Annotated in this window: 33 protein-coding genes; 11 read left to right on the top strand and 22 right to left on the bottom strand. The window is 68.6% G+C overall.

What is annotated here, in order from left to right:
• Positions 1-7 precede the first annotated feature (7 nt).
• Together ORI60_RS21455 and ORI60_RS21450 are read left to right on the top strand one after the other, a co-directional pair.
• A complete protein-coding gene (locus ORI60_RS21455; RefSeq protein ID WP_266039552.1) occupies positions 8-805 on the top strand; it encodes a pseudouridine-5'-phosphate glycosidase in 798 nt (265 codons plus the stop codon).
• Positions 802-1,464, top strand: coding sequence for an HAD family hydrolase (locus ORI60_RS21450; protein WP_266039551.1), 663 nt, complete (start codon positions 802-804; stop codon positions 1,462-1,464). The genes ORI60_RS21455 and ORI60_RS21450 overlap by 4 nt, the downstream gene beginning before the upstream one ends.
• On the opposite strand, the gene ORI60_RS21445 is transcribed toward ORI60_RS21450, so the two are convergent.
• Positions 1,465-2,238 (bottom strand): hypothetical protein, encoded by a 774-nt coding sequence (locus ORI60_RS21445; protein ID WP_266039550.1) that lies wholly within the window; start codon positions 2,236-2,238, stop codon positions 1,465-1,467.
• Between the two features lie 55 nt (positions 2,239-2,293).
• Here ORI60_RS21445 and ORI60_RS21440 point away from each other — a divergent pair, with 55 nt between their 5' ends.
• Positions 2,294-3,019, top strand: coding sequence for a MerR family transcriptional regulator (locus ORI60_RS21440; protein WP_266039548.1), 726 nt, complete (start codon positions 2,294-2,296; stop codon positions 3,017-3,019).
• Here the strand turns inward: ORI60_RS21440 and ORI60_RS21435 are convergent.
• Together ORI60_RS21435 and ORI60_RS21430 are read right to left on the bottom strand one after the other, a co-directional pair.
• Positions 3,001-3,573 carry a dihydrofolate reductase family protein gene (locus ORI60_RS21435; protein ID WP_266039546.1) on the bottom strand — a complete coding sequence of 191 codons (573 nt, stop codon included), beginning with the start codon at positions 3,571-3,573 and terminating at the stop codon, positions 3,001-3,003. The two genes, ORI60_RS21440 and ORI60_RS21435, sit on opposite strands and share 19 nt — an antisense overlap.
• A 163-nt stretch (positions 3,574-3,736) precedes the next feature.
• Positions 3,737-3,937, bottom strand: coding sequence for a hypothetical protein (locus ORI60_RS21430; RefSeq protein ID WP_266039545.1), 201 nt, complete (start codon positions 3,935-3,937; stop codon positions 3,737-3,739).
• A 109-nt stretch (positions 3,938-4,046) separates the two neighbouring features.
• On the opposite strand from ORI60_RS21430, the gene ORI60_RS21425 reads away from it, so the two are divergent.
• Positions 4,047-4,586 (top strand): TetR/AcrR family transcriptional regulator, encoded by a 540-nt coding sequence (locus tag ORI60_RS21425; protein ID WP_266039544.1) that lies wholly within the window; start codon positions 4,047-4,049, stop codon positions 4,584-4,586.
• Between the two features lie 48 nt (positions 4,587-4,634).
• On the top strand, positions 4,635-4,853 hold the full coding sequence (locus tag ORI60_RS21420) for a hypothetical protein (protein WP_266039543.1): 219 nt from the start codon (positions 4,635-4,637) through the stop codon (positions 4,851-4,853).
• On the opposite strand, the gene ORI60_RS21415 is transcribed toward ORI60_RS21420, so the two are convergent.
• Positions 4,850-5,590, bottom strand: a complete 741-nt coding sequence (locus ORI60_RS21415) for a hypothetical protein (protein ID WP_266039542.1) — start codon at positions 5,588-5,590, stop codon at positions 4,850-4,852. The genes ORI60_RS21420 and ORI60_RS21415 overlap by 4 nt on opposite strands.
• Positions 5,591-5,651: 61 nt before the next feature.
• Between ORI60_RS21415 and ORI60_RS21410 the strand changes: the two genes are divergently transcribed.
• The 4 genes from ORI60_RS21410 to ORI60_RS21395 all read left to right on the top strand — a co-directional run bounded on the left by ORI60_RS21410 (position 5,652) and on the right by ORI60_RS21395 (position 7,560).
• Complete coding sequence (locus ORI60_RS21410; RefSeq protein ID WP_266039541.1) at positions 5,652-6,080, top strand: hypothetical protein; 429 nt, start codon at positions 5,652-5,654, stop codon at positions 6,078-6,080.
• Between the two features lie 35 nt (positions 6,081-6,115).
• The gene (locus ORI60_RS21405) at positions 6,116-6,475 is read left to right on the top strand and encodes a hypothetical protein (RefSeq protein ID WP_266039540.1); all 360 of its coding nucleotides are present in this window, start codon (positions 6,116-6,118) and stop codon (positions 6,473-6,475) included.
• A 9-nt stretch (positions 6,476-6,484) separates the two neighbouring features.
• On the top strand, positions 6,485-6,847 hold the full coding sequence (locus tag ORI60_RS21400; protein ID WP_266039539.1) for a MerR family transcriptional regulator: 363 nt from the start codon (positions 6,485-6,487) through the stop codon (positions 6,845-6,847).
• A gap of 74 nt (positions 6,848-6,921) precedes the next feature.
• Positions 6,922-7,560 carry a DNA alkylation repair protein gene (locus ORI60_RS21395; protein ID WP_266039788.1) on the top strand — a complete coding sequence of 213 codons (639 nt, stop codon included), beginning with the start codon at positions 6,922-6,924 and terminating at the stop codon, positions 7,558-7,560.
• On the opposite strand, the gene ORI60_RS21390 is transcribed toward ORI60_RS21395, so the two are convergent.
• From ORI60_RS21390 to ORI60_RS21365, 6 genes are all read right to left on the bottom strand, one after another.
• Positions 7,557-8,159: a response regulator transcription factor gene (locus ORI60_RS21390; RefSeq protein ID WP_266039538.1), complete on the bottom strand. Its 603-nt coding sequence runs from the start codon at positions 8,157-8,159 to the stop codon at positions 7,557-7,559. The genes ORI60_RS21395 and ORI60_RS21390 overlap by 4 nt on opposite strands.
• The gene (locus ORI60_RS21385) at positions 8,156-9,220 is read right to left on the bottom strand and encodes a sensor histidine kinase (RefSeq protein WP_266039537.1); all 1,065 of its coding nucleotides are present in this window, start codon (positions 9,218-9,220) and stop codon (positions 8,156-8,158) included. The genes ORI60_RS21390 and ORI60_RS21385 overlap by 4 nt, the downstream gene beginning before the upstream one ends.
• Entirely contained in the window at positions 9,217-9,966 is a 750-nt protein-coding gene (locus ORI60_RS21380; protein WP_266039536.1) for an ABC transporter permease, read from the bottom strand. The genes ORI60_RS21385 and ORI60_RS21380 overlap by 4 nt, the downstream gene beginning before the upstream one ends.
• The gene (locus ORI60_RS21375; protein WP_266039535.1) at positions 9,963-10,853 is read right to left on the bottom strand and encodes an ABC transporter ATP-binding protein; all 891 of its coding nucleotides are present in this window, start codon (positions 10,851-10,853) and stop codon (positions 9,963-9,965) included. The genes ORI60_RS21380 and ORI60_RS21375 overlap by 4 nt, the downstream gene beginning before the upstream one ends.
• A gap of 70 nt (positions 10,854-10,923) precedes the next feature.
• Positions 10,924-11,766: an NYN domain-containing protein gene (locus ORI60_RS21370; RefSeq protein ID WP_266039534.1), complete on the bottom strand. Its 843-nt coding sequence runs from the start codon at positions 11,764-11,766 to the stop codon at positions 10,924-10,926.
• Between the two features lie 55 nt (positions 11,767-11,821).
• Positions 11,822-12,124: a hypothetical protein gene (locus ORI60_RS21365; protein WP_266039533.1), complete on the bottom strand. Its 303-nt coding sequence runs from the start codon at positions 12,122-12,124 to the stop codon at positions 11,822-11,824.
• 175 nt (positions 12,125-12,299) lie between these two features.
• Here ORI60_RS21365 and ORI60_RS21360 point away from each other — a divergent pair, with 175 nt between their 5' ends.
• Positions 12,300-13,526, top strand: coding sequence for a PucR family transcriptional regulator (locus ORI60_RS21360; RefSeq protein WP_266039532.1), 1,227 nt, complete (start codon positions 12,300-12,302; stop codon positions 13,524-13,526).
• 54 nt (positions 13,527-13,580) lie between these two features.
• Here the strand turns inward: ORI60_RS21360 and ORI60_RS21355 are convergent, their stop codons facing one another.
• The 11 genes from ORI60_RS21355 to ORI60_RS21305 form a co-directional block, all read right to left on the bottom strand.
• Positions 13,581-14,417: a peptidase inhibitor family I36 protein gene (locus tag ORI60_RS21355; RefSeq protein ID WP_266039531.1), complete on the bottom strand. Its 837-nt coding sequence runs from the start codon at positions 14,415-14,417 to the stop codon at positions 13,581-13,583.
• Positions 14,418-14,583: 166 nt separating this feature from the next.
• Positions 14,584-15,279, bottom strand: coding sequence for an excalibur calcium-binding domain-containing protein (locus tag ORI60_RS21350; RefSeq protein WP_266039530.1), 696 nt, complete (start codon positions 15,277-15,279; stop codon positions 14,584-14,586).
• A gap of 32 nt (positions 15,280-15,311) precedes the next feature.
• The gene (locus ORI60_RS21345; RefSeq protein WP_266039529.1) at positions 15,312-15,935 is read right to left on the bottom strand and encodes a response regulator; all 624 of its coding nucleotides are present in this window, start codon (positions 15,933-15,935) and stop codon (positions 15,312-15,314) included.
• Positions 15,932-17,026, bottom strand: coding sequence for a sensor histidine kinase (locus ORI60_RS21340; RefSeq protein ID WP_266039528.1), 1,095 nt, complete (start codon positions 17,024-17,026; stop codon positions 15,932-15,934). Before ORI60_RS21340 ends, ORI60_RS21345 begins: the two co-directional genes overlap by 4 nt.
• A 5-nt stretch (positions 17,027-17,031) precedes the next feature.
• Complete coding sequence (locus ORI60_RS21335) at positions 17,032-17,595, bottom strand: hypothetical protein (protein WP_266039526.1); 564 nt, start codon at positions 17,593-17,595, stop codon at positions 17,032-17,034.
• 120 nt (positions 17,596-17,715) lie between these two features.
• The gene (locus tag ORI60_RS21330; RefSeq protein ID WP_266039525.1) at positions 17,716-18,654 is read right to left on the bottom strand and encodes a hypothetical protein; all 939 of its coding nucleotides are present in this window, start codon (positions 18,652-18,654) and stop codon (positions 17,716-17,718) included.
• A gap of 450 nt (positions 18,655-19,104) precedes the next feature.
• Complete coding sequence (locus ORI60_RS21325) at positions 19,105-19,830, bottom strand: hypothetical protein (RefSeq protein WP_266039523.1); 726 nt, start codon at positions 19,828-19,830, stop codon at positions 19,105-19,107.
• Positions 19,831-19,890: 60 nt separating this feature from the next.
• Complete coding sequence (locus ORI60_RS21320; protein WP_266039521.1) at positions 19,891-20,568, bottom strand: hypothetical protein; 678 nt, start codon at positions 20,566-20,568, stop codon at positions 19,891-19,893.
• Positions 20,569-20,802: 234 nt separating this feature from the next.
• Complete coding sequence (locus ORI60_RS21315; RefSeq protein WP_266039519.1) at positions 20,803-21,654, bottom strand: aldo/keto reductase; 852 nt, start codon at positions 21,652-21,654, stop codon at positions 20,803-20,805.
• Positions 21,576-22,802: a JmjC domain-containing protein gene (locus ORI60_RS21310; protein ID WP_266039518.1), complete on the bottom strand. Its 1,227-nt coding sequence runs from the start codon at positions 22,800-22,802 to the stop codon at positions 21,576-21,578. Before ORI60_RS21310 ends, ORI60_RS21315 begins: the two co-directional genes overlap by 79 nt.
• A gap of 396 nt (positions 22,803-23,198) precedes the next feature.
• Positions 23,199-23,570, bottom strand: coding sequence for a hypothetical protein (locus ORI60_RS21305; protein WP_266039516.1), 372 nt, complete (start codon positions 23,568-23,570; stop codon positions 23,199-23,201).
• A 740-nt stretch (positions 23,571-24,310) separates the two neighbouring features.
• On the opposite strand from ORI60_RS21305, the gene ORI60_RS21300 reads away from it, so the two are divergent.
• Complete coding sequence (locus tag ORI60_RS21300) at positions 24,311-25,582, top strand: helix-turn-helix domain-containing protein (RefSeq protein ID WP_266039515.1); 1,272 nt, start codon at positions 24,311-24,313, stop codon at positions 25,580-25,582.
• Here the strand turns inward: ORI60_RS21300 and cutA are convergent.
• The gene (gene cutA / locus ORI60_RS21295) at positions 25,569-25,892 is read right to left on the bottom strand and encodes a divalent-cation tolerance protein CutA (RefSeq protein WP_266039514.1); all 324 of its coding nucleotides are present in this window, start codon (positions 25,890-25,892) and stop codon (positions 25,569-25,571) included. The two genes, ORI60_RS21300 and cutA, sit on opposite strands and share 14 nt — an antisense overlap.
• Positions 25,893-26,207: the final 315 nt, after the last annotated feature.

Below are 26,207 nucleotides of genomic sequence, written 5' to 3'. Positions count from 1 at the left end.
GGTGCCGATGCGCATTCCCCTGGTGTACAGCGAGGAAGTGGCCGAGGCGATCACGGCGGGCCAGCCCGTCGTAGCGCTGGCGTCGGGCGTGCTCAGGTCCGGACGGGACCACGCCGAGACCGCGCGTCTGGTCGAGGACGCGGTGCGCGCGAGCGGGTCGGTCCCCGCCACGATCGGCGTCGACAAGGGCCGGATCCTCGTCGGACTCTCCGAGACCGACATCGAGAGGTTCGCCGCCACACCAGGGATTCCCGTCCTGGACAACCGGGACCTGCCGGTCGTCCTGGCCCGCGGGACGACCGGGACCACGGCGGTCTCGGCGGCGATGGCCGCGGCCGGGCTCGCGAAGCTGAAGTTCCTGTCCAGCGCGGAGATCGGCGGCGTGCACCCCGGTGCCCGGCGGCTGTCCCCCGACCTCGTGCAACTCACCCGTTCCCAGGTCGCGGTGGTCTGCGCGGGAGCCCGCCCCACCCTCGACCTCGGGCTCACGCTGGAGTTCCTGGAAACGCACTGCGTTCCGGTCGTCGCCTACCGGTCGGACGACTTCCCCGCGTTCTACTTCGGGACCTCCGGTCTGCCCAGTCCGCACCGCGTCGACGATCCGCGGGTGATGGCCCGTGCGATCGAGAGCCACTGGGCACTCGGCAACCCCGGCTCGTTCCTCGTGACCACACCGACGAAGCCCGCGGACGCGATCGACGACGACGAGATCGAGTCCGTGAAGGCGACCACGGCGGTGATGGTCAGCACCGCCGAAGTCGCGGGGGAACTCGCCGCCGCCCACGCGAAGGAGTTCCCTTCATGAACCGGTGCGCGATCTTCGACCTCGACGGCACGCTCGTCGACTCCCCGCGCGGCATCGTCACGACGTTCGCCGCGGTGTTCGCCCAGCTCGATCTGCGCACGGCGGACTCCCAGACCATCCGCGCCACGATCGGGCTCCCGCTGCCCGCCGCGTTCGCGAAGGTGCTCGGGACGTCCGAGGACGAGCCGGTCGTCACCGCCTGCGTCGAGCTCTACCAGGCGACGTTCCGCAAGATCGTGCTGCCGATGGCGACGCAGCTGGTGTTCCCCGGCGTGTACGACGGGCTGCAGTCGTTGCGGGACGACGGTTTCCGGCTCGCCGTCGCCACGAGCAAGTACATCGGGAACGCCGAGGCGCTGCTCACCGCGGCCGGTCTGCGCGAGGAGTTCTCCGTCGTCGTCGGCGCGGACCAGGTCTCGAGGCCCAAGCCCGATCCGGAGTCCGGCCTGCTCGTGCTGCGCAGGCTCGGGGTGTCCCCGCGCAACGCGGTCATGGTCGGGGACACCACCCACGACATCAACATGGCGCACGGAGCCGGCATGGCGTCCATCGCCGTGACCTACGGCGTGCACGGCGTCGACCAGCTGCTCAGCGCCGAGCCGACCTGGCTGGTCGACTCGTTCGCCGGGGTCGTGGCCGCCGTGCGGGAGTGCACCTGATCACCACGGGAACAGGGCCTGGCCGCTGGCCGCCTGCCACGTGACGAAGGCCAGCAGTCCGGTGTAGCCGAGCGCGGCGACGGTGATCAGCCGCGCTCGCCTGGTCTCGTCCGTCCTCCGCAGTGCGAAGAACACCAGCAACAGCACCTGGACCGCGTGCAGCCCGACGAAGTGGGGCACCCGGAAGTCGCCGGCCTCGCCGACGCCGTGTCCCTGGTACAGCACGATCTCCCTGCCGTTGGCGTCGACGACCGTGCGCTGGTGGACCTCGGTGGCCAGGAAGTACACCGGCACGACCATGCCGAACGTCGCCATCGCGAGACCGGCGCGCACGGCGCGCTTCAGCCCGCGGTCGCCGTCCCGTTGCAACAGCGCCAGCGCCACGATCGCCAGCTGCACGAGGAACAGCACCGCCACGCCGTTGGTGAAGACCTGCGTGGCGAGCAGGGTGATCGAGTCGGTCGAGGTGTTGAAGTGGCTGAACGTGCCACGGGCCGCCTGCACGGTGATCGCCGCGACCTCGGCGAACGCGGCGATCGCGAACGCCGTCCCCATCCACGAGCCGAACCTGCGCGCTCTCGTGAACGTGCTCAGCAGCCACGAGAGCGTGCCGGAGTAGAGGGCGAACGCGAGGCCGAACTTCAGCGGTTTCAGCCAGACCGGCTCACCGAGCAGTTCGCGGTCGTCGAGCAGGACCCCGAACGCGGCGACCAGCGCGAGTCCGAGCATGAGCGCGGTGTTGACCAGGAGCGGGCGGTGCCAGTTCGTGAACATGACGGCAATGCTCGAAGGCTGACGCACCGTCAAGGTCAAGCCCCACAATGACGGGGTGCTGACGATCAAGCGGCTCGCCGGGTACGTCGGGGTCACGGTGCGAGCGGTGCGCCACTACCACCAGACCGGTCTGCTCCCCGAACCCGAACGCGACGCGTCGGGCTACCGGCGCTACCCCGCGCAGGCCGTGGTCGACCTGATCCGCATCAGGACCCTGACGGCGGCGGGCGTGCCGCTGACCCGCGTGCACGAGCTGATCAGGGCGACGCCCGAGCAGTTCGCCGCGGCCGTCGAGGAGATCGGCCAGGGCCTGACGCGGCAGATCGAGGAGCTGGAGCAGCGCAGGGCCGGTGTCGCCGCGCTCCGGGCGGGCGACCGGATGTTCCTGCCCGCCGAGATCACGGACTACCTGGACCAGCTGCGGGTTCTGGGCGTCAGCGAACGCGGTGTGCGCTTCGAGCGCGACGGCTGGATCGTGCTCGCGGCCGCCTACCCGGACCGGGCGCTGATGTGGATCGCGCAGAAGCGGGAGCAGCTGGCGGATCCGGACTTCCGCCAGTTCTACGTCACCTACGACCAGGCCCACGACTGGGACCCCGCCGATCCGCGCCTCGACGGTCTGGCCGACGTCATGGCGGCACGGCTGCGGCAGGAGGCGGCGCAGACCGTGCACGAGGTGCTGTCCGCCGACGAGAAGTCACTGCTCGGGGCGCACGTGCAGGACTACTCGCCGGCGTGGATCCGCCTGTCCGAACTGGTGCGTCACCGCACGACGTCGTAGACCAGCTTCTGGATGCCGTTCGAGTACGACTCGCTCTCCACGAGCTTCAGCACCTGCTTGGCCTTGTCGGTCTCGCTGAACAGCCGCTTGCCCGCGCCGAGCAGCACCGGGAACACCAGCAGGTGGTAGCGGTCGATCAGGCCCGCGTCGGAGAGGTTGCGGTTGAGCGTCGCGCTGCCGTGGACGGAGATCGGCCCGCCCTCGGTCTCCTTCAGCGCGGCCACGTCGTCCAGCGAGCGCAGGATCGTGATGTCGCCCCAGTTGTCGACCAACTGGTCGTCCTTCAGCGTGCTGGACACGACGAACTTCGGCATCACGTTGTACTTCGGGAAGTAGTCGAGCGTCGGCCACACCGGGGAGAACGCCTCGTAGCTGACCCGGCCCATCATCATCGCCGCGGCCTCGTCCTGCTCCCTGCCCTTGATCTCGTAGGCGGCCTCGTCGAACTCGATGTCCTGGAAGGTCCATCCGGAGCTGCGGTGACCGGGTTCGCCACCCGGTGCCTCGACGACGCCGTCGAGGGAGACGAAAGCGGTGGCGATCAGGGTGCGCATCTGGTTCTCCTCGGTGTTCGCGCTTGCTGTCATCAGTGCGTCGAACGGGAGACGCCGCAATCGACATCTCGCGCCAGGAGATTTTCCGCCACGCCCCGCGGCGGCGCCGGCCACCCCTCCGAGTCCAGCGCCAAGGGCTGGAACCGCATGGCGCCCGAGGGTACTAGCCCCTGAGCCAGTCCCAGCCGAACCTCCGGACCACCAGCACCAGTCCCAGCAGGACCATCACCGCGTACGCCGTGACGCGCAGCGCGTCCGGCATCTCCACGTAGTTCAGCGCGAACCAGCTCCTCGACCCACCGGCCAGGTTGTTGATCAACCCGCCGCCGCCCTGCACCAGCAGGACCAGCGCGATCAGCTCCACCACTACTCCCCCTCAGATCAATACTTACGTATTGGTTTGACTCCCGAAACGATAGCGCGGTCCCGTCTCGTGGTCAAATCAATGCGAACGTCTCGAAAAGAGGAGCCGAGTGAAGCCAGTACGAGGCAGGGGTGCCGCCCATGACGAACGGCGCGGCGCGATCCTGGAAGCGGTGTTCGAGATCATCGACACCGAGGGCGCCCACCAGGTCAGCATCCGCCGCGTCGCCGAACGCGCCGGTGTGTCCGTGGGCCGCGTCCAGCACTACTTCCCCAGCAAGGACGACCTGCTCACGGCGGCGTTCACCGCGATCAACGACCTCGGCACCGCCCGCGTCCAGGCTCGCCTCGCCGAGTCGTCCCCCGCCGAGGCGCTGCTGACGGAACTGATCCCCGGGACCGAGGAGGAACGCCGTCAGTTCCGCGTCGCGCAGGCGTTCGAGACGCACGCCCTGACGAACCCGGACCTGGTCGTGCAACTCCGCCGGGGCTACGACGAGCTGGTCGACCTGCTGACCGTGCTGATCGGTCCGGCGGCGAAGGAGCTGCTCGCGTTGGCGCTGGGACTCGCGCACCTGACCCTGACGGGCAATCTGACGCCGGAGGAGGCCCGCGCGATCGTCCGGTCAGGAATCGAGAAGCACGGCTGAGCCTCCGCTCCTACCGTTGGACCCAACAACGACCGGGAGGACCGAGAAATGGCCAGCAGCAAGGGAATCCGTCAGTTCCACCGCGTGGTGAGCATGGTCTTCATGGCCACCGTCGTGTTCACGGCGGTCGCCCTGACCGTCGACAGCTCCGTCGTGTGGGTGTCGTACGTGCCGCTGCTGCCGCTGTTCGTCCTGATGGGAACGGGCGTCTACATGTGGTTCCTGCCGCAGCTCGCCCGCCGCCGTGCCCGCCGGAGCGCGGTCTAGCCGCTGAGCCGGTCCTCCAGGTGCGTGAGGGTGGCCTCCAGCGCCACCCCGTACACCGCGATCCGGCAGGCCAGCCGCCACAGCGTCGCGTCCGTCGGTGCCACGGCCAGGCTGATCACCAGCTCCCGCACGAGCCGCCGGGTCTGCGCGACCAGCACCCCGACGCTCTCGGTGATCTCCCCGAACGCCGCCGACACCGAGCTCAGCCCCCGGATCGCCTCGATGTTGTGGCCCATCAGCCGCACGTGCTCCTCGGCGCCGGTCCACCGCGGGGTGTCCTGCTCCAGGAGGTCCTCGAGCTCGTCGGCCATGTCCTGCTGTTCGGCCGCGATGTTGTACCAGGTCATCGCGTGCGCGGCGATGACGTCCGGTAGGCCGGTGAGGTCGTCGAGCACGTCCCGCAACGGCCCGATCCGCTCCATCGCCGCCCGCGCCGAGTCCTCGACCGGCTCGACCAGCGAGGGCACGGCGGCCTCGCGCACGAGGTCGGGACCAGGTGCCCGCACGCCGTAGAGGTCGTACAGCCCGGCCACGATCAGGCGCAGGTTCTCCTCGACGTAGGAGACCAGCTCGTCCTGCCGGGCGTGCTTCTCCAGCACGGCGTGGATGATCCACCGGCACAGCCGCCCGTACACGGTCTCGTCGCCGACGACGACCGCGCTGGCCTTGTGCACGGCCGCGAACCGCACCCGCACGGCCTCGATGCGGCCGGCGTGACGGACGATCTGGCCGGTCACGCGCCTCCCTCGGCTCAACGAACGCTCCGCTGCCAACGTTAGTGGTGACAGGGGGTGGGAAGTGGACGATTCCCACCGGGGCGTGATCGGCGCATCGGTCGTCGCCGGATTCCTGCTCGTCCTCTTCTGCGCGCAGGGGGCGTGGCTGGGGGCCAGGTTCGCGCTCGACCTCGGCACGTCCGGCGGCTACGTGATCGGTGAGGGCTTCCACTGCGGCAAGCGCACCGGCTGTTCCAGCCCGCACGGCACCTTCACGAGCGACGACGGCGAGGTGGTCCGGGAGGACGTCCGGCTGGACGGCAGGCTGGAGGCGGCCCCCGGCCGGGGCGGCACCGTGCGCGCGTACGACATCGGCGAGCCCGGGACCGTCTACCGGGCCGAGGAGCGGCACGACCATCCCGGTCTCGTGTCCCTCACCCTGTGGGGTGCGGGGCTGGTCGCGGTCGTGTTCGGGACCGGGTACCTCTGGCGGACCCGGAAACGGGCTTGACCCTGCACCGCGGTGCAGGGTCCAGGGTGATCGGCATGACCCGAGATCACGTGGCCCGCTGGGGCAGAGCCGGTGCGGTGTACGACTTCGTGGCGAGCATCGCGTTCGTCACGCCCTGGACCGGCGCAGTGGCGCTGGACCTGCTCGGCACGACCCACAGCAGTCAGACGCTCCTGTTCTCCACGCTGTTCGGCACGGTCGTGGTGATGTGGTCGATCGTCCGCTGGCTGCGGCCGGAACGGTTGCTGATCGCCGCCGACACCGCCGGGCGCGCTCTGTTCAGCCTCTGGTTCGCCTGGGCGTTGTGGCAGGGGCACACCCCGGCGCTGGCGGGGTTCCTGGTGCTCGAGCTGTTCTGGGGCGCGGCCCAGCTCCGCGCGCTGCTGCGGAGGTAGTTTCCGGTGGTGCGCATATCCGAACTGGCCCGCGCCGCCGGGGTGGGCATCAGCACCGTGCGGTTCTACGAGCGTCGCGGGCTCGTCGTCCCGACGGCCCGGTCCCACGGCGGTTACCGCCACTACGACCAGGAAGCGCTGAAGCGCTTGCGGTTCATCCGCCGTGCGGCTCGGCTCGGCTTCACGCTCACCGAGGTCGAGCAGCTCCTCTCCGCCTCCACCACGCCCGACGTGGGTGAGGTGGTCACCGGCAAGGTCGCCGAGATCGAGCAGCGGATCAACGACCTGGACCGCGTGCGGCTCGCGTTGCTCGACGTCGCCGCGAACGGCGTCCGGGACCAGTGCCCGGTGGTCGCGGCGCTGAGCGACTGAGGGGTGCCGGCTCGTAAGCTGTCGGCTGGCGAACGGGAGGGCGAGCGGTGGCGGACGACACGGTGGCCGGGCTGATGGCCGAACTGGCCGCGCTCGAAGACCCGAAGGCGCGCGCTGTGAACGAGAAGCACGGCGACGACCACGGCGTGAACCTCGGCAAGCTCCGCGCGATCGCGAAGCGCCTCAAGACCCGGCAGGACCTCGCGCTCGAGCTGTGGGCGACGGGCGACACCGCGGCCCGGCTGCTGGCGTTGCTGATCTGCCGGCCCAAGGCGTTCGGACGCGACGAGCTCGACACCGTGCTGCGCGAGGCGAGGCGCCCCAAGGTGCACGACTGGCTCGTGAACTACGTCGTCAAGAAGAGCCCGCACGCCGAGGAACTGCGCGTGCTGTGGTTCTCCGACCCGGACCCGGTGGTCGCGAGCGCGGGCTGGGCGCTCACCGTCGACCGGGTGGCGAAGAAGCCGGAGGACCTGGACCTCGACGGCCTCCTGGACGTCGTCGAGAAGGACATGAAGGACGCCCCGCGACGACTCCAGTGGGCGATGAACCACTGCCTGGCGCAGATCGGGATCGAGCACCCCTCGCTGCGCGCCCGCGCGATCGAGATCGGCGAACGCCTGGAGGTCCTCAAGGACTACCCGACGCCGCCGGGCTGCACGTCGCCGTTCGCGCCGGTGTGGATCGGCGAGATGGTGCGGCGCAAGGGTTAGAGCCAGCCCCGTTCGCGCGCGGTGCCGGCCGCCTCGGACCGGTTGCGCGCGCCCAGTTTCGCCATCGCGGTCGACAGGTAGTTGCGGACCGTCCCCTCGGCCAGGTTGAGCCGGGCCGCGATGTCGGCGTTGCTCGCGCCCGTCGTGACCTCCCGCAGCAGCTCGCGTTCGCGCGGTGTCAGGGGATCGGCGCTGTCCCACGCGGCCATCGCGAGCTCGGCGGCGACGACGCGTTCGCCGGCGTGCACGCGGCGCAGTGCCGAGACGAGGTCCGCGATCGGCGCGTCCTTCAGCACGTACCCGGCGACTCCGGCGTCCATCGCGCGCCTCAGGTATCCGCTGCGGGCGAAGGTCGTGATGATCAGGACGCGGGTGGGGTCGCCGCGCTCGCTCAGCGCCTGTGCGACGTCCAGTCCCGTCCGGCCGGGCATCTCGATGTCGGTCAGCAGCACGTCGGGCCGGTGTTCCGCGACGGCCGCGAGCGCCTCGTCGCCGTCCCCCGCGGTCGCGACGACCGTGACGTCGGGCTGCAGGTCGAGCAGCTGGGCGAACGCGCCGCGCACCATCGCCTGGTCCTCCGCCAGCACGACCCTGATCACGTCGCCACCTTCAACGGCACGGCGATCGTGACGGTGGTGCCCGCCGAGACCGTCCGCGCGACGAGTCCGCCCAGTGCGGCGATCCGCTCCCGCATGCCCGTCAGCCCGTTGCCCTCCGGCGCGTGCCCGCCGACGCCGTCGTCGGCGATCACCAGCCGCAGCTCACCGTCGCGGGTCTCGACGCCGATGTGGCACGTCGTGGCGCGAGCGTGCCGGGCCACGTTGGTGACGGCCTCCCGCAACGCGAGAGCCAGTTCGTGCTCGGTCGAGCCGACGATCACCAGCCCGGGGTCCCTGCGCACGGTCACCTCGACGCCGAGGCTCGACAACGCGGCACGCGCCGCCTCCAGCTCGGTCTCCAGTGACGCGGTGCGCCACCCGGTGACGGCGTCGCGGATCTCGCCCAGCGCCGCGCGGGCCGTCCGTTCGATCTCCGCCGCCTCCTCCCGCGCCCGTGCGGGGTCGGCGGCGACGAGCTGGGCGCGCAGGACGATCGCGGTCAGCGTGTGGCCGAGCAGGTCGTGCAGGTCGCGGGCGATGCGCTCGCGTTCGGCGAGGGTGGCGAGGTGCTCGATCCGCGTGGTGCGGATGCGCAGCTCGGCGGCCTCGCGGTCCCGTTCGGACCACTCGACCTGCAGGACGCCGACCAGCCACAGGAAGATCAGCGACGGCAGCAGCCCCCACAGCCGGTACGGCATCTCGACCACGGACACCACGCCGAACAGGCAGATCAACGCGCTCAGCGCGACGAACCAGCGCATCGCCACCCGGCGCGACTCCGCGAGGCCCGCGAACGCCGCCGCGTAGACGAACAGCACGGCGGCGCCGGTGTTGAAGGGCGTCGTCAGGGAGCCGAGCACCACCGTCGGCACGAGGCACCACCAGCGGACGCGGTCCGGCCGGCGCCACGCCAGCACGTACATCGGGACGAAGACCGCGGTGACGACGGCGACGAGCGCCCAGTCCACCCAGTCCGCGGCGGGGTCGAAGATCGGGGCCCACAGCAGGTTCCCGAGGTAGATCAGGTGCGACCAGCGGGAGATCCCAGCGACGTTTTTCATGACCGCGCATGACGATACGACACGGCCGCGAGCAGCGCAGCCACCAGCGCGAAGCCCAGCAGCACGAGCACGTGCACGACCACGGGCCCCCCGGTCAGCTGGGCCCGCGCGAGCTCCGACAGGTGGTAGGTCGGCAGGAACCGCGCGACGTCGGCGAAGAACGCGGGCATGATCTCCAGCGGCATCCACAGTCCGGAAAGGACGGACGCGGGGATGAGGATCGCGTTGAGCACGGCGGCCGCGGCGCCCGCGCCGACCTGGAAGCCGATCGCGAGGCTCAGCAACGCGAACGGCAGCGAGCCGAGCACCAGCACGACGAGAAGCCGCAGCAGCGCGGGCAACGGCGCCGTCAGCGAACCGGTGACGGCCGCGGTCGCCGTCATCGCGACGAGCACCCCGGCCGCGTAGGGCAGTGCCGCCACCACCTTCGCCGCGAGCGTCACGCCGATCGGCACCGCCGACACCTGCTTCGCCCGCAGCCACCCGCGCTCCCGGTCGGACGCGACGCCGATACCGGGGTTCATCAGCACCACCGAGATCACGCCGAACGCTCCGAACGTGGCGATCATCGTGGTGCCCGCGGACACCCCTCCGGCGCTGAACTTCCCGAACAGCGACACGAAGAGCGCGAAGAACCCCACCGGCATGATGATCGAGAAGAACAGGGCGGCCGGTTCGCGGACGACACCCCTCAGCTCGTCCGCGAGCTCCACGCCGAAGACCTTCCCGGAACTGTGCACGGTCACGCCGCACCCCTCTCGATCAGACCCGCCACTGCCTCTTCCAGCCCGGCACCCTCGACCCGCAGGTCGCTCAGGCCGGAGTCCTCCGCGAGCAGCACCCGCAACAACGCCTCCGGCGCACGCGTGCCGAGACGAACGTGCTCGCCGTCGGCGCGCAGCGACACGACACCCGGCAGCGCTTGGAGGCGCTCCAAGCCGAGGGCCGTCCGGGCGATCACCGTGCGGTCGGGCAGCCGCGCGACCAGCTCCGCCGGTGTGCCCTCGGCGAGCACCCGGCCACGGTCGAGCACGACGACGCGATCGGCGACGGCCGAGGACTCCTCGATGAGGTGCGTGGTGAGCAGGACGGCGGCCCCGCGCTCGCGCCGTTCGGCGAGGATCCGCCAGAACCGCCTGCGGGCGGGCACGTCCAGCCCGGCGGTCGGTTCGTCCAGCACCAGGAGCGCCGGATCGGCGACCAGGGCCATGGCGAGCTGCAGCCGTTGCTTCTGGCCTCCGGAGAGCTTCGCCGCGCGCCGCCCGGCCAGCTCGGTCAGGTCGAGCTCGGCCATCACCGGTCCGGCCGCGGCACGGGGCCTGCCCGCGCGCACCGCGGCTCCGACGACCAGCTCGGACACCTTCAGCGTGGTCGGGAACCCGAGCGACTGGTGCACCACCCCGAGCCGCCGGCGGGTAGACGCGACGCGGGGGTCGCCACCGCACACGCGCACCGAACCGGCCTGGGCGGGCAGCAGCCCGATCACCTGGTTCACCAGCGTCGTCTTGCCCGCGCCGTTCGGCCCGAGCAGTGCCACGCACTCCCCCGCGCCGACGTCGAGATCAACGCCGTCCAGCGCCTGCGTGGCACCGTAGTGGTGCCGCGCCCCTCGTACTCCGAGCACCGTTTCCATGGCGTCGAGCCTGCTCGGAAGCGGCTCTCGTCAGTAGTGAGGCGGCGTCACGACCTCGGGATGACAAAAGTCATTCGGGCCGGACGGCCTGCGCCCTCGGGTACTTGCGGCCGGGCATCGGCGCGGGCGAGCCGGTGAACGACACCGGCGTGCCCGCCAGCAGCAGCGTGAGCCCCGCCGGCAGCTCGTCACGCGAGACGAACCACGACCCGCCGCGCGTGTCCGTGATGAACCCGTGCGCCTGACCGGTCTTCCACGTGGCCACGGTGCCCCTCCGTCGTCCGCGCGGCGCCCCGACCGGCGACGCCACCACCTGCGACGACCGCACGAACGCGCGCCGCAGCGGGTAGTCGGCCTGGTCTCCGGGCGCGAACAGCTCGTCGAAGCCGGGGGTGAAGTGCGTGGCGGCCCTCAGCGGGGCGGCGGTGCGCGGAGTCCAGGCGGGCGGCGCCTGGACCGTCTTGATGTCGACCACCGGCACGATCACGTGCACGCCCCGTGCCGTCAGCCGTTCCGCGAGCGGGGCGAAGTCCGAGTCACCGGTCAGCAGCACGACCCACTGCAGCGGCACGGTCGTCGCCCGGTCCCACGCCTCCAGCGCGAGCAGGACGTCGACACCCTTCTCCTTGCCGTTGTGCAGCGGAAGGTCGTGCCGCGTGATGCCGGCCGCGGCCAGCACCCGGTCGAAGGACTCGGCGGGCGTGTCGATGCGACCGCGCACGTAGTGAGCCTCCGCGACCACGCACTCGTCCAGCGGACGACCCGTCTCGTTGTGGACGTACCAGCGCAACGCGTCGTGCAGGCCGTCGAGGGAGACGCGCGCTCCCCTGGGATGCGCGGTCGCGTAGAAGTCGCTCAGGTAGGCGAACCACGTGCCGTCGTAGAACACTCCGATCCGGACGGTCTCACCCACACGACGAGATTACTACTTCCGGCCGGGGCCGTTTCAGCTCGTCCGCGGGCGCGGGTCACCCACCGGAACTCCGGAAGACCGAGTGCCCCGGCGCCGCCGGTAACTCCAGCAGCTGCCCCGCGACGTCCAGGAACTCACCCCCGCACTGCCACTCGGTCAGATCGGGGTCGACGACGAACGGGTCCGAGGGGTCCGCGTCACCCTCCGCCACGCGATAGGCCAGGGCCTCCGACTCCGAGTACGCCAGCACCGTCTCGTTGGTGCCACGCCACACACGCCTGAACATCACCGCGTTGACGCACGTGAAGTGGTCACGCACGACCGTCCGACGGAACCCGCTGCGCAGCAACAACTTCATGCATTCTTCGACGCTGCTCACAACGCCCGATTGTGGCTGTGAACGGCGGCCGTCCTCACCCTCCGTCACTCGATAGGGTCAAATCTTTGAGGCACGTGCACAACGCGAGGGTCCCTCTTTCGTGCAGACAACCAGCCGAGAAGGACTCGATCGGGCTATCGCCTGCGACCGGCTGATGCGCAAGCCTCTGGCGGTGGTCGACATCCCCGCCCCTGATCCCGCCTCGCCGCTCTACGACCGTGCCGCGACCCAGATCCCGCACATCGCCGAGAAGGTGCTGGAGGCGTTCTTCGCCCGATCCGCGACGTACCGGCAGCTGCCGCACCAGCTGGTCGACCGCGAGATCACCGAGGCGGTGACCCGTCACCTGCAGGTCTTCCTGCGCGCGCTGCGCGAACAGCGCCCGCCCGCGCCCGAGGAGCTGGACATGCAGATCGCCACGGCGGTGCGGCGGGCCCAGCAGGGCGTTCCGCTCGACATCGTGCTCAGCACCTACCACGTCGCGGCGACCGTGGGCTGGGAGGCGATGGCCGCCGTCGCCGAGCCGGACGAGATACCGGACCTGCTGGCGACGGTGCCGGCGCTGCTGCGGTACCTCAGCGTCGCGGTGCCGGCCGTGGCCGGGTCGTACCTCGCCGAGCAGCAGGCCCTGCACGCCGAACGCCGCGAAGCCGGTCGCGCGCTGGTCGCGGCCCTGCTGACCGGCCGGGAGGCCGAGCCGCTCGCCGAACGGATCGGGCTGGAACTGTCCAGTCACCACGTCGTTGTCGCCGTGCGCGTCGAGGCACCGCCGGTGGCCGATGGTGCCGACGCTCGGCTCGCCGTTCACGGGCTCGTGCGGCGGCTACGAGCCGAACTGCCCAAACACGCCCTGTCCGCGTTGGACCACGACGGCGGCACGGTGCTGTTGCCGACGACCGAGGAAGGCCTCGACCAGGAACTGGAGGACGCCGCCGACCTGGTCCGCACCCTGCTCACCGCCGCCGGCACCGGCCTGATCGGCGGGATCGCGGCGGCGGAGAGCCGCGAGGACATCCCCGCGGCGGCCCGGCAGGCCGCCGACATCGCCGAGCTCGCCCAGCGCCTCGGCCGGCAGCCCGGCGCGTACGTCCTCGACGACGTGCTGCTCGAGTACCAGCTGTGCCGTCCCGGCCCCGGCCGCAAGCGCTTGGCACGCGTGATGGACCGGCTCTCCGAGCACCCCGACCTGGTGCACACGCTGCGGACGTTCATCAACAGCGACCACAACCGCCACCGCACGGCGGACGAACTGCACCTGCACCGCAACACTCTCAACTACCGCCTGCGCCGCGTCGCCGAGCTCACCGGGTACAACCCGGCCGACCCCACCGACATCCGGCTGCTCTCGGCGTCGTTGATCGTCCACGACCTGAGGTCCTGAAACGCCGGGAAGGCGAGCGCACGGGTGTGCGCTCGCCTTCTTCAACGGATCAGATCAGTCGCCGTGCGGGTTCTGGACGGAGACGTGGACGTGGTCGTAGTGACCGTTGGTCACGCCGCTGCCGCCGTTGTAGGTGCGCCAGCCCTCGGACGCACGGGCGACGCTCCAGATCTTGCCCTGCCAGATCACGTAGCGGACGTCCAGCTTGGACGCGTGCTTCTGCAGCCAGTAGGCCAGCTTCCAGCCCTGGGCCTTCTGCGCCTCGGTCGGGTAGGTGCCGATCGCGTTCGAGATGGTGCAGTCGAGCGCGTTGCCGGTGTTGTGGTTGCTCGTCGACGACTCGTAGCTGCGGTAGTCGCCCACCCAGCACTGCTTCTCGCCGGTCTTGGAGGCGATCTGGTCGTCGATGAACTGCGTGCGCTTGGTGGCCTGGGGCGCCCGCGCCGTCGCGGACGGGTGCGGGTTGGTCTCCGGCGCGGGATACACGCCCGGCGACGGGTCCGGGTCGCCACCGGCGTCACCGATGCGGTGGGAAGCGTTCTCGTTCTTCAGCTCGGTCTTGAGGTTGCCCTTGGCGCCGGCCGCGAACGTCTGCTTCGCGCCACCGTAGTTGCTGTTGTAGAAGACCGTGACGGCCTTGGTGGAGCGGTTCCAGACCGACGCGGCGTTGTTCTTGACGCACACGCCCTGGCCGTTGCCCGCGCTCTTGAAGTCGTAGCAGCTCGGCTGCGAGTCGCCGTAGTCGGCGACCGAGCCCGCGAAGTCGGACACCGAGCCCTCGTTGTCGCTGTTGTAGTACAGGCAGAACTCGCCCGACTCGCAGGACCCGTTGCGGTCGGTCGCCGCGTTGGCGACACCGGCGCCGAAGGACGCGCCGACGAGCGCCCCCATCAATGCCACGAAAGTGAGTTTCTTCAGCACGTTTGACCCTTTTCACTCCACAGGCTCCCCGGCCTGTGCAGGGGAAGCTTCGTTGGGTCAGAGAATTCCGAGCAGCGCTGACATTCCGCTGACACGCGCAGCCACCGATCTGTCAGGGCGCACCGGAGCTCGTGCGCTACTCGCAGGCCACCCCGTCGTTGTCCCGGTCGAGGGCCGACCGGTAGCCGGGCTGCCCGCGGTAGAGCGGTGCCGCACCGGCGGCTTTCGCGGCAGAGCAGTTGGCGTAGTACGCGGCGGGCGGCTCGGGTGCCGGCTGCGGCACGACCGGCTGCGGTACAACGGGTTGCGGCGCAACGGTTCTCGGCGCGACGGGTGCGGGTTTCACGTCGAGCCCGCCGCACGACGGGCCCCAGAACCCCAGAGATGCCTGCTTGGCGGCCGTCTCCGCGACCTGGACCGCCGCGTCCGCCCCGGCGATCGCGCGAGCGACGCCCTGACCGGCCGCGAGCACCGCGTAGTCCTCACCGCCGGCCAGCAGCAGCTGCGACGCGACGACCTGGACGGGCTTGCCCACCAGCGTCTTCGTCGCGAACTCGACCGCCGACGCGGCCCAGCACTCACCGGGCTGGGCGAGTCCGGACACCACCAGCTTGGCACCGTTGGACAACACCACCGTGCGACCGTCCACGACGGACTCCACGGTCACCGGCGGAGGAGTGGTCGTCGTCGTGGTGGACGTGGTGGTGGTCGTGGTCGTGGTGGAAGAGCCGGCCGCGAGCTTGGTCGGCGCCTGCGCGCCGCACGCGGACAGGACCAGCAGGAAACCGGCAGCGATCGCGGTTTCCTTCGACAGCTGCTTGGAAACGGTCATGGCCGCCACATCGCGGCCGCCGCCACACCTCGTTACACAAGTCCATTCGACTGGGCATAGAGCGCGGCCTGCGTGCGGTCGCGCAACCCGAGCCGCCCGAGAATGCGCGAGATGTGGTTCTTCACCGTGCCCTCCGACAGGTGCAGGCGCTCGGCGATCTCCTTGTTCGTGGCCCCGGCGGCGACCAGCCGCAGCACCTCGACCTCGCGCACGGTGAGCGGTTCGCGCCGGGTGTCCGACCGGTCCAGCACCGCCGCCAGCCGGGCCGCCGCGGCCGGGTCGAACTGGGCCACGCCCGCCGCGGCCAGCCTGACCGCCGCCGCCAGCTCCTGCGACGGCAGGTCCTTGAGCAGGTACCCGGTCGCCCCCGCGCGCAGCGAGCGCACCACGTAGTCCTCGTCGTCGAACGTGGTCAGCATGACGACCTTGCAGCCGGGTGCCCGCCGGCGCAGCACCGCCACCGCCTCGACCCCGTCGAGCCCGGGCATCCGCACGTCCATCAGCACGACGTCCGGCGCCAGCGCCACGGCCCGCTCCACGGCCTCGTGCCCGTCCGCCGCGACGCCGACGACCTCGATGCCGGGCTGCAGTCCCAGCAACGACGCGATGCCCTCCCGGATCAGCCGCTGGTCGTCGACGACCAGCACGCGCGTCACGCGATCCCCGCGACGGGGATCGTGACGGTCAGCCGCGTGCCCGCCGCCGTGCTGGCGAGGTCGACCCGCCCACCGGCCAGCGCGACCCGTTCCCGCATCCCGAGCAACCCGAACCCCTCCGCCGCCGCACCCGTGCCGCGTCCATCATCGGCCACGGTCAACCGCGCCCGCTCGGCGTCGAACTCGACCGCGACGGAGATGTGCGTGGCGCAGGCGTGCCTGCGCGCGTTCGTGATGCCCTCCTGCGCCGCCCGGTACAACGCGTGCAGCGCACCGGTCCCGTGCTCCTCGGGCGAACCGCTGACCGTCAGCGTCACGTCGCCCTGCCCCGCGACCAGCTCGTCCAGTGCGGCCGGCAGGTGGAACGACCGCAGCGACCGCACCGACTCGCGCACCTCGCCCAGCGCCCGCCGCGCCGACCGTTCGGCGTCCAGCACCGCGGCCTTCGCCGTACCGGGTTCGCGCTCGTGGAACGCGGCCGCCTTCTCCAGCAACACGACGATGGCCGTGAGGTGGTGCCCGAGGTCGTCGTGCAGGTCCCTGGCGACCCGAGCCCGTTCCGCGGCGGCCGACAGCTCCGCGACAGTCCGATGCGACTCCTGCAACCGAATCCGCCCGTCGCGCTCCCGCACCGCCACCGCGGCCATCGTGATCGTGAGGACCATCCCCACGACGAACATCACCAGGTCCGACACCTGCTCGACGTGGGCGTACCAGCCCGGCGTGCTCACCACGGCCACAGCGAGACACACCACCGCCAGCACGACCGCCACACCCCGCCCGAACGCGAAGTAGGCCGTGAACGGCAACAGCAACAACAAAAGCCGAGCCAGCCCAGAACCGTCCACATAGGCCAGTCCCACGTACAGCAGGGCCCGCAAGGCCAGCAACACCACCGCAACGCGCTTGGGCGTGCGCACCGGATACCGCCGGAACTCGCCCAGGTCGAAAGCCGCCAGCACCATCAGGCCACCGACCAGCAACGGCACGTCCGTGTCACCGAGCCCGGACACCGAGGCGTACACCCCCGCGACCAGCACGGCGGCACACATCACCGGCGACACCCAGAACGCCGGCCGCGAGGTGAACATGCCGCTCAGGCTAGTGCCGGACGTGCCGACCACACCGTCGTCGAAAGCCACACCAGCACCGCAGCACACGCGACGTGCACCAAAGCGGACAACGGCGTGTCCGGCAGCACCGCGAACACGGCCAGCAGCACGAAGCTGATCCCGTACCCCCAAGCCGGCACCGCCGGGAACACCCTCGCCCGCACCATCGACACCCCGAACAGCACGGACCCGAGCACGAACACCAACGACCCGGCCTTCAGCACCACCTGCGTCAGCGGTGGCACCGCCCCGGGCTCCAGGAAGAAGATCACCAGGTTCAACGCGAACGCCACCCCGGTGAACACCCCGAGCCCCAGCATGTTCGCGGCGAACGCGAACGCCCCGAACCTCCCCGAAGCACGCGCCTGGTGCCCGTGCAACGCCAGCACCGCGGGCGCCCCGAACGCCGTCCCCAGCCCGATCACCGCACTGGTGAACGCCGTCTCCCCGGTGAACGCCTCCACGGCCCCCGGCACACCGATCGACAGGGCGAGGACGACCCCGCACACGGCACCGAACCTCGGCAAGAAGATCTCGTTGTCAGCCACACCCGCGACGCTAGGAACACACCCACCGTGCCCCGAAGTCCCAACCGGCCACACCGGACGCCACAGGTCACGCCGCCGGGGGTGCCGATCGGCACGTGCCTCCTTTGAAGGCTGACGCCGTCAGGTGTTGACGATCGCTCCCGCCGCGTTGGCCTGCACCACCAGGCCGGCGACGCCGGCGACGAGTTTCTTGAGGTCCTTCAGGACGGTCTGCGAACGGTCCGGCCTGCCTTGGGCGGTCGGGTACTTCCGGGCGAACAGGAGATCGACGTCCGGAGCACCCACCACGACGGCGTGGCAGTTCATGCTCGTGGCGATCAGGTCGTCCGGGGTGCCAGGGCCCCAGGTCGCGTCGGACACCGTGACGGTGACACCGATGCCGTACCCGAGCGCCCTCACGTCGACGGCGAGCCCGTTGAGCCCCTCGTAGACCTTCTTGACCATCTCGACGGCCGTCTTCACCCGGTTGTCGAAGGTGTTCTGCTGGCCGTTGGCGTTGCTGGTCAGGGCGGTGATGTTCTCCTGCCCCGCCGACCCGCCGAACATGGCGTTGAGCAGGTGTCCAGCCTTGAACGCGCGGTCGGGGTACTTGGCGCGGATCACGCCGAGCGCCGGCAGCGACGCCGTCGACTGCGCGTTGCTGTTGATGTTCACCACGGCGCCGGGACCGAGTGTCGCGGTGCTGTGCCGCCCACCGCGACCGGTCGGCCGGCCGGCGTTGTCGGTGAACTGGAGGTACGCGGGCCCGGCGAGGTACTTCATCTGCGAGATGAACAAGGGGTTCGGGATGACGACCCGGCTCCGGCCACTGGTGTCGGCCAGGGTGGCGGCGGCCTCCTCGGCCGCCAGCCTCTCGTCCTCCTCCATGTCGTCCTCGACGGACTCGTCGTCATCCGACGATCCGGAGGCGGACTCCGAGTCCGAGTCGTTCAGGCGGCGGCGTTTGGACGACGGTTCGTCCTCCGACTCCGAACTGCTCGACCCGTCCTCCGAACTGTCCAACTGGAACTCGTCGTCGCTGTCGTCAGCAGTGGTGTCCCTCTTGCGCTTGGTGGTCACCGAGTCACCCTCATTTCGCCGTTTCGCGGTGCAAGATCACCGCAACTCGTTCATCGCGGGAGACGAAGTGGTGGTTTCAGCGCATTACGGTGACGGCGAAGCACAATCGAGTCGGCGAATACCGCCTTTTCCGGGTTCTTATGACAGGCCGGACGGCGAGCCGCTGAGGAGCTTCCGGGGTCGCCCGCGAGCAGCGCGCCCCAACGGCATGCGCTTCACGTCGTTCACCGCGGAAGAGGAGACCACCCGGGAACACGGTCACGAAGCTCAGCCCCGGAAAACAAGAAACCCGTCCGGTCAGCTGTTTCGCTTGACCGAACGGGTTCTACTTCAAGTGGACCTGACTACACAGCATGAGAACTCTGTTGTTGCAGCTCAGGGGCCTGAGTTGGCCATCAGAGCCGTTGGCAGCCGCAGGTAGCACTCCGGTGGCCACCCTTCACCTACAGGCTAGGGAAGCGGCGCCTTGCCCCGCCGCTTCCGCCAGTAGCGATACCACCGGACCCGCCAACGGACCTTGGGCTCCTTGATGGGCTCGTAGCCCATGCCAACCTGCTGCTCTCTAATGCTCACGCGCTCTTTTGGTGTCGGCCCGCTGTTCTCCGGATCGTTGTGCACGTGCTCGATAGGTTCAGCGAGGTGACGCCTCCACCACTCCCCGCTCGCATCGCGGAAGATGACCGTGGTGCCTAAGGATGGCTCGCCGGGATGGTCCTCGTTGATCCATATGAAGTTGACGACGTACTCAGACTCGGGGTCAATGACGCCGACATCAATCGAGAAGTCGTCCCACGTGTTCTTACGTCCTCGGTTGACCAGCTGTATGCGAGCTGGTCCGATGAGTTCCTTGCTCCCGTTGTGGATCACGGCAGTAGCCTGAAGGAGTGGTGCCGTCGCCTGCCAAGCGATCCTCTTCCCCTCGTCAGGGTATGGATGCGGGACCATCGCCACGTGGAACAGTCGGTTACCGATCCGCGCACCGTTGGGGAGCACATCAACGAGCGCACCGACTTCGTGATACTCGACGTGCGTGATCTTCGAGTACACCAGCCGCGCTTGTTCCTCGCGCTTGATCTTGATATTGCGGCGGTAGGTGAAAGCCGCAATCAGAAGTGCTGAGATGGTGCCGATCGTGCCGAGCCAGTTCCGCACCAGCTCCCACGCGGCTGCCGTCATACAACGACCATAGTGGACGCAACGGAACAGCTCGGCACGACATTGGGCTGTCGTACCGTCCTAGACGCGCAGTTCGGCGAGTAGCACCTCGGCTGCCATCTTTGCGGGCTGCGAGAACGGCGTCTCGGTACCCCGCTTGGCGGCGATCCTGATCGCGTTCGCGCAGTGCATGAGCTGGGACAACTTCCCTGACCGGGTCTGCAGGTCGTCGGCGAACTCAGCTTCGACGTGTGAGAGGAGATCAGGGTCCGGCAGCGACGCCTGCCACAAGGTAGCCGCGTCGTGACCTCGGGGGGCCTGCCCCCAGTCCTGCCAGTCGATAAGAAGTCCGGAGACCGTCACGTTGCCCCAGTGGAGGTCAGCGTGGGCGGTCCCCCACTCCTCCACCGTGGTGTCCACCCCTTCGAACACCTGACCGATCCGCAGCGTGAGGTGGTCCTGACTCACGCCCACGCGTTCGGTCTTGTGCTCGCTGAGCGCCTCCAGTGAGCTGCGCATCCCCGCCCACCACGTCGTCGGGAGCGCCTTGGCCGCCTCCAGCCCTCCCGCAGACCTCACGGACGGCGAGGCCACGAACTCGACCTCATCAGCACGCCAAACCAGGTCGCGAGCCGGGTCAGCCCACGTTGCGCTCTGGAACCAGCCCGGGATCGGGACGTTCTCGATCGTCGAAGCGGCCTCAAGGCCGACCCACGCAGCGCTCTTAAGTCGCCACGTGAGCCTCTGCTCGATCCGCAACCACGTACCGCGGCTGGTGCGGAACCCCTCGGTCACCCCACCGACGCCGTGCACGACCGAAGACCGGTCCAACGCGAGATCAAACACGCGCTCGACGTGTTCGAGCACATCGTCGTGAGGGTTCGCGCTCATGTCGAAACTGACGATGGGCCGAGGCTGACCCGGCTTAACTCCAGACAACGAACAAGTCCTTCCTGACGGATCGACACAACATCTTCCCGGACGGAGACCTGATCAGCCGGGAGTGGTGATCAGTTCGCGGTACTTGTCGACTGCACCGAGGTCCACTTCCAGTTGAGTCGCGGCACACAACTCGCTGAGGTGCTGTTCGTTCCCGGAACCGACCGCCAGCCTCGTACAGTGCGGCAGCTCGAACGCCAGCCTGAAGGCAGCCTGTACAGGCGTGTGGTGCTGGTCCGGTTCGAGGAAACTGGACAGGTCGGTCGTCGTCCAGGTCGGATCGCTCGTGCTTCCACTGAAAGGACTCATGCCCCAGCGCTGGTCCGCGTCGAGATTGAGCTCCCAGCCCAGGCTCTCGCCGGCGTCGAGTTGCTCGGCGGTCAACGACAACCCCACGCGAACCATCAGCGTGCTCGGCTTCGGACAATCGGAGCCCGCACGCAGCACGTTCGTCAGCGGTGCAGGCTCCCAGGCGGCAACTCCCCATGCACCGCAGAGCCCTGCGTCGACTGCGCGTTCCAACTCCTCGCACGCGTCCGCGAAGTAGTCGTGTGCCTGCGCCGGGTGGAGAGCCTTAAGGCTTTGCTCTGGGTTGTGCAGGAAGACCACGGCAGGTGGGACAGCGAGGTCACGGACAGTCTGCTCGATCGCCTGCCGCAGGTTCCACCGACGAAGCGAGTGGTAGTTGCCGTTGCCGACCGGGAAGTAACCGACCTTCGTGGAGATGGTGAACTCATGGATGAGGTCGCCCGCGGCGACTGCCAACTCACGATGTCCGCCGAACCCCTGGTAGTTGAACGCGGTGTCCAGGTCGGTGATGCCGAGGCTCAGAGCGTGCTCAAGCAGTGCGTGGCGGGGACGAGTCCGGTGAAACCCGAGCGCAAGGCGTCGGTCAGTTCTGCGCACAACCCCTCCTTCATGAAGGTCTCGGCGAGCGGGGCCGCGTCGATGCCGGTGAGTCCACGAACCCGTTCGAGTGAGACGGGATAGCCGGACAGCAGCAGCCTGGCCGCGTCCTCGGCTCGGCGAGCGAGCCGAAGTCGCTTACCGACGGCGAGCACCGTGAGGTCCTGGTCGTTGACCTCGATGTGCGGAGGGAACGGAGTCACGCAGACAACGTCAGTGGCCGGACCGAACAGCCCCCCGGTGTGGACATAACGCGAAGGCGCTTGTTCTCGCTCCCGAGCTGCGAGGTAGGACGGGATGGTGAGGGACTCCGTGTGCCGCAGCAATTCTGCGTACAGGACGTTGTTCTGAACCTCTTGATCGTCCTTCTCGCCGAAGCGGTCGAGGTCGATGCGGAACAACACGTCAGTGCGCATCTTGTCCGCTACCCAGGCCGCCCAGTCCACGCCGGTGCGCTTCACGAAGCCGAACGTGGCGTGCAGGCTGTAGCCCTTGTCGTCCTTGTCGGTTCGGGTCGCCGTGTGCCAGTAGCCACGAGGAATATGCATCACGTCGCCAGGCTGCATGGTGCCTGCCCACTCGATGTCCTCACTCGGCTGGGAATTCGGCGAGGCGTCCCGATACATCGGCGCCTCGCGAGAGGCACCCCGCACCTCCCACGACTTTTCGCCGGCGAGCTGGACCACGACAACGTCGTGATCATCCCAGTGCAGGCCGAACCCTGCGGCGTCGGCGGTAGTGAGGTAGGTGTTCACCTGCACGAGTTCACGGGACCACCATTGCAGAGCGCGACACGCCACTTCCATCGTCGGGTCGAAGGCATCCATCCCGTCGACGACGAGGGTGCATCCTTCCTGCATGAGGTGGGACAGGGTGTCCATGTTCGCCATCGGCAAGCTCTGTCCGCGCCTGCTGATGGTGGGCGTCAGGAACTGGTTCGGACGCAGCTCGTCGCCCTTCTGAAAACAGCGAAACTGGGGCGGCGAAAGGCTGCGACGCATGGCGATGTCCAACAGTCGCTGCGGCGTCAGCATCCGCGCGCACAGCTCGGGATCATCGACCGAACCGCGGGCGAACCCACGCCCCATCGGCGCCGCGCTGTCCCAGCCCAGCGCCTTCTCCATCAACTGAACCAAACGGTGTTCCACAGATCCTCCCCAACTCGTGAGAACCGTTGGGGCACCACAACGATGTGGTGCCCCAACGACTTGAACGAACTTCAGAACCGAGCCAACAATCAGCTCGTGCTGTGCACCGGGTCAGGCCAGGGCAACCCCCGTCTCACCACCGACGCTCTCGGCCGGGTGGTTCAGGCCGTCACCGTTCCAACCATCACCGCCAGCGTCCTCGGACGCGTCGGAGTGAACGGCATCAGCCCGACCACGCACGACCGACAGGCTTTCGACTGCCAGCACAAGCGAACTCACGCTCTCCATTTCCTTACCTCCCCTCGTTGGTGAGTAGTTCCAGGTCACTGTGGAGGCACCGTGCAGGCACCTCGTGGGAAGGAAGATCAGCTCGCGCAGATGCGACGCCGCGGGCGGCTAGAACCGCCTGTGTTCAGCGCCCGCACCTGAGTACGGCGCGAGTTTCGACAAGCCGGAGACGACCTGGTGCAGAGTGCCAACACAGCGGTAGATGACAGGCGACGGCTCGAACGGAGCCGCCCAGTTCCGGCGCGCTGGTACTCGGAGCGCAACCGCGTATGTCTCGGCCCAGACGGCCACGGTGTCTACGTACTGCGGGAACACCCTGAAGTACAGGAGCCCGTCGTCATTGCCCGTCGAGTTGGGCAACGGCACGGGCTGCAACCCCATCCGCTGCATCTGCTCGAACGAGCTTTGAACGTTCACTAGTTTCGGTTCTTCCGCGACTGCAACGCCGCCGCTCATCGCTGCAACGCCGTCTGCGTGCATGACATGACAGTCGCCACGAGAGGCAGCACCATCGACTCCGGGTTGGGAGGGCAGACCCAACGAAGCGTTTCAGAGTTGCAGGTAGGGCTCAGGGGCAACGTGAAGTAAGAACCTTCGCCGTAGTGGGTGACTCCATGAAGCGAAAGGACTCCGAGATTCGTGATGCTCGCCGGTTGCGCCATGCAGAGGAACGCCCACTGCCTGGAAGATCCGACCACCTCCATCACCGCTGCGTTCAAACTCAACAGCTTCAGGGAGTGGTTGACCTCGCCTCCAAGCCCGCTCGGCATCAGCAGGACGTCTGCAAGTTCGCCGCACCGAAGCATGACGTTCGGACCCTCCGCGACAACCGGCCACCCGAAGCCCCTCGTGTAGAGGTCGGTCGCAGGAGACGAAGGGCGAGCTGCCGCCGCGCCAATACCGGGCAGCTCGCCCTCCGCCGAGGTCGCCAGGCGCGCGTGCGGGATACCGCCTGCGACCTCCGTTCGCAGCACCGACCGCGCGCCCGGCGGAGTGGAAGGGGCAACGCGTCTGCCATCGGCCTGCGTAGTCATGGCGCAACTTCCCTTGTCGTTTTCGCTGGACCATCACCGTTCGGGCAGCCCTCTGCGGTGACTCGAAGTTATTGCGCTAGCCCAATCGGGCGGAGTCGCCACGAGAGGTGGCCATTCCCACCAGGTGGCCAGAAGAGGTGGCCAGAATGGATGCGCTCAGCGCCAGGCCACCGGAGGATGTGGAACATGCACGAGCCGACCATCGGACCGCTGCTCCGCGCGTACAGGAAAGACGCCCATGCATCACAGGGGCAACTGGCGGCGTGGCTGTCGGATCGTGCAGGCAGACCAGTCACCCGCAACGAGGTGTCCAGGTGGGAAGGCGAAAGCAGGTTGCCGACGCCCTTCTGGCAGAAGCACCTGGCAGCGGCCTTGGACGCAGACGCAGACGCCCTACGAAGGGCGGTGGATCGCGCCAAGACCAAACGCCGACTCTTGCAGTGCGAAAACCACCAGCCCGAAGGGGGCGATGTGCAACGACGTGCGTTTCTTGGTGCTATGGCTGGACTCGCAGCCTCAGCCTCGTGGCCTGTCCTCCCTCAGCCGAAACCCGGACAGCGGCTCGGCAGCAGCGATATTCAGCGTCTTCTCAACGAGACGGCGCGACTCCGCCGTCTTGACAACTACTTCGGTGGCGCCGATACATACAAGCTCTACGCAACGGTGCTAAAGGAGACGCAGGACCTCGTCCGCAACGCCAGCTTCTCGTCCGAGACGGAGCGCAACTGCAAGGCAGTGATCGCGGAGCGGGCGCAGCTAGCAGGCTGGGCCGCCTTCGACGCCGGCCTGCACGCCGAGGCTACGGAGCACTACGAGATCAGCTTCGAAGCGGCGAAGGAGGCTGGGCACCCTGCCCTGGCCGGAAATGCGTTGGCCTTCCTGGCGTACCAGAAGGTGACGTTCAAGAAGCCGAGCGTGGCAATGGCGGTGGCTTCCTACGAGACCGCTAAGCAGCATGCGACTCCACGAGTGCGAGCCCTGCTGTTGGAACGAATGGCATGGACACATGCCGTGGCCGGGCAGCCTAACGAGGCTGAACGGGCATTGGCCGCGGCTGCGGAGACCGTCCACCTAGCCAGCGACCGGCCCGAGCCTGACTGGGTGTTCTGGGTCAACGAGGACGAAATCAAGATCATGACCGGGCGTTGCTGGACTCAACTCCGTCGACCGCTGCGAGCGGTTCCAATCCTCGAAGACGTCCTCGGCCGCTTCGACGACACGCACGCCCGAGATAAGGCGATCTATCTGACCTCCCTCGCACACGCGTACCTCGATGCTGGCGAGATCGAACAGTCGGCAAGCATCACACAGCAGGCCATCGACCTGGCGGCAGGCGTTGGCTCGGTGCGGCCGATCGAACGCATCACCAAGGTGACCAGTCGGCTTCGGCCACACCGTTCCCTGACGGCTGTATCCGGTGTGCTGGACGCAGCGAAAGCTCTGCCTACAGCTCGCTAACAGACTTGTCGAGCCAGGCCTTGTACCCCTCTGGAGCAGCGGCGATGGGAACCGCCGTTAGCTCCGGATTGTCCCAGGGATGCTCGTGAAGCAGGTGCGCCTCCAACGCGGGGTACCTGTCGGCGGTCGTCCTGAGGGTCACCTGCCACTCTTCGCCCTCGCCCATCTCCCCGTTGTGCCAGAAGAACGATGTGCTCGGCCCGGAAACGAGCGCAGCACCTGCGAGACGAGCTGCCACAGCAGAGCGAGCGAGGCTCGCGGCCGTGTCGCGGTTGTCAGCGGTCGTTGTCACCTGCAAGTAGTCGCTCACATCCACAGCCTAGGACGCCTGCGCAGGCTGGACGGGGCCTTGGACTGCATTGCCCTTGCTCAAGCCCTCCTCGCAGGGACGACACTCCTAGGCCAAGCGACCCGAATACGACTTGGCGTAGCGGCGGCCGAAAGCGACATCTCCCCCAATCAACCACAGCGAAATACATCAAAGCCCGATGAATTCGTGTGAGCGATCCCATACAAAACGCGAGCAACCGAGGCACGTTTACTTGCGCCGACGCAAGCATTTCGCGCGCACCTAAGCAACGCACTTTGCACTATTCGGTCCCGAACCAATTCGATCTTGCTCGCC

The sequence above is a fragment of the Lentzea sp. NEAU-D7 genome (genome assembly GCF_026242055.1).
Taxonomy (GTDB): Bacteria; Actinomycetota; Actinomycetes; order Mycobacteriales; family Pseudonocardiaceae; genus Lentzea.
This window is presented reverse-complemented; position numbering and strand designations above follow the sequence as displayed.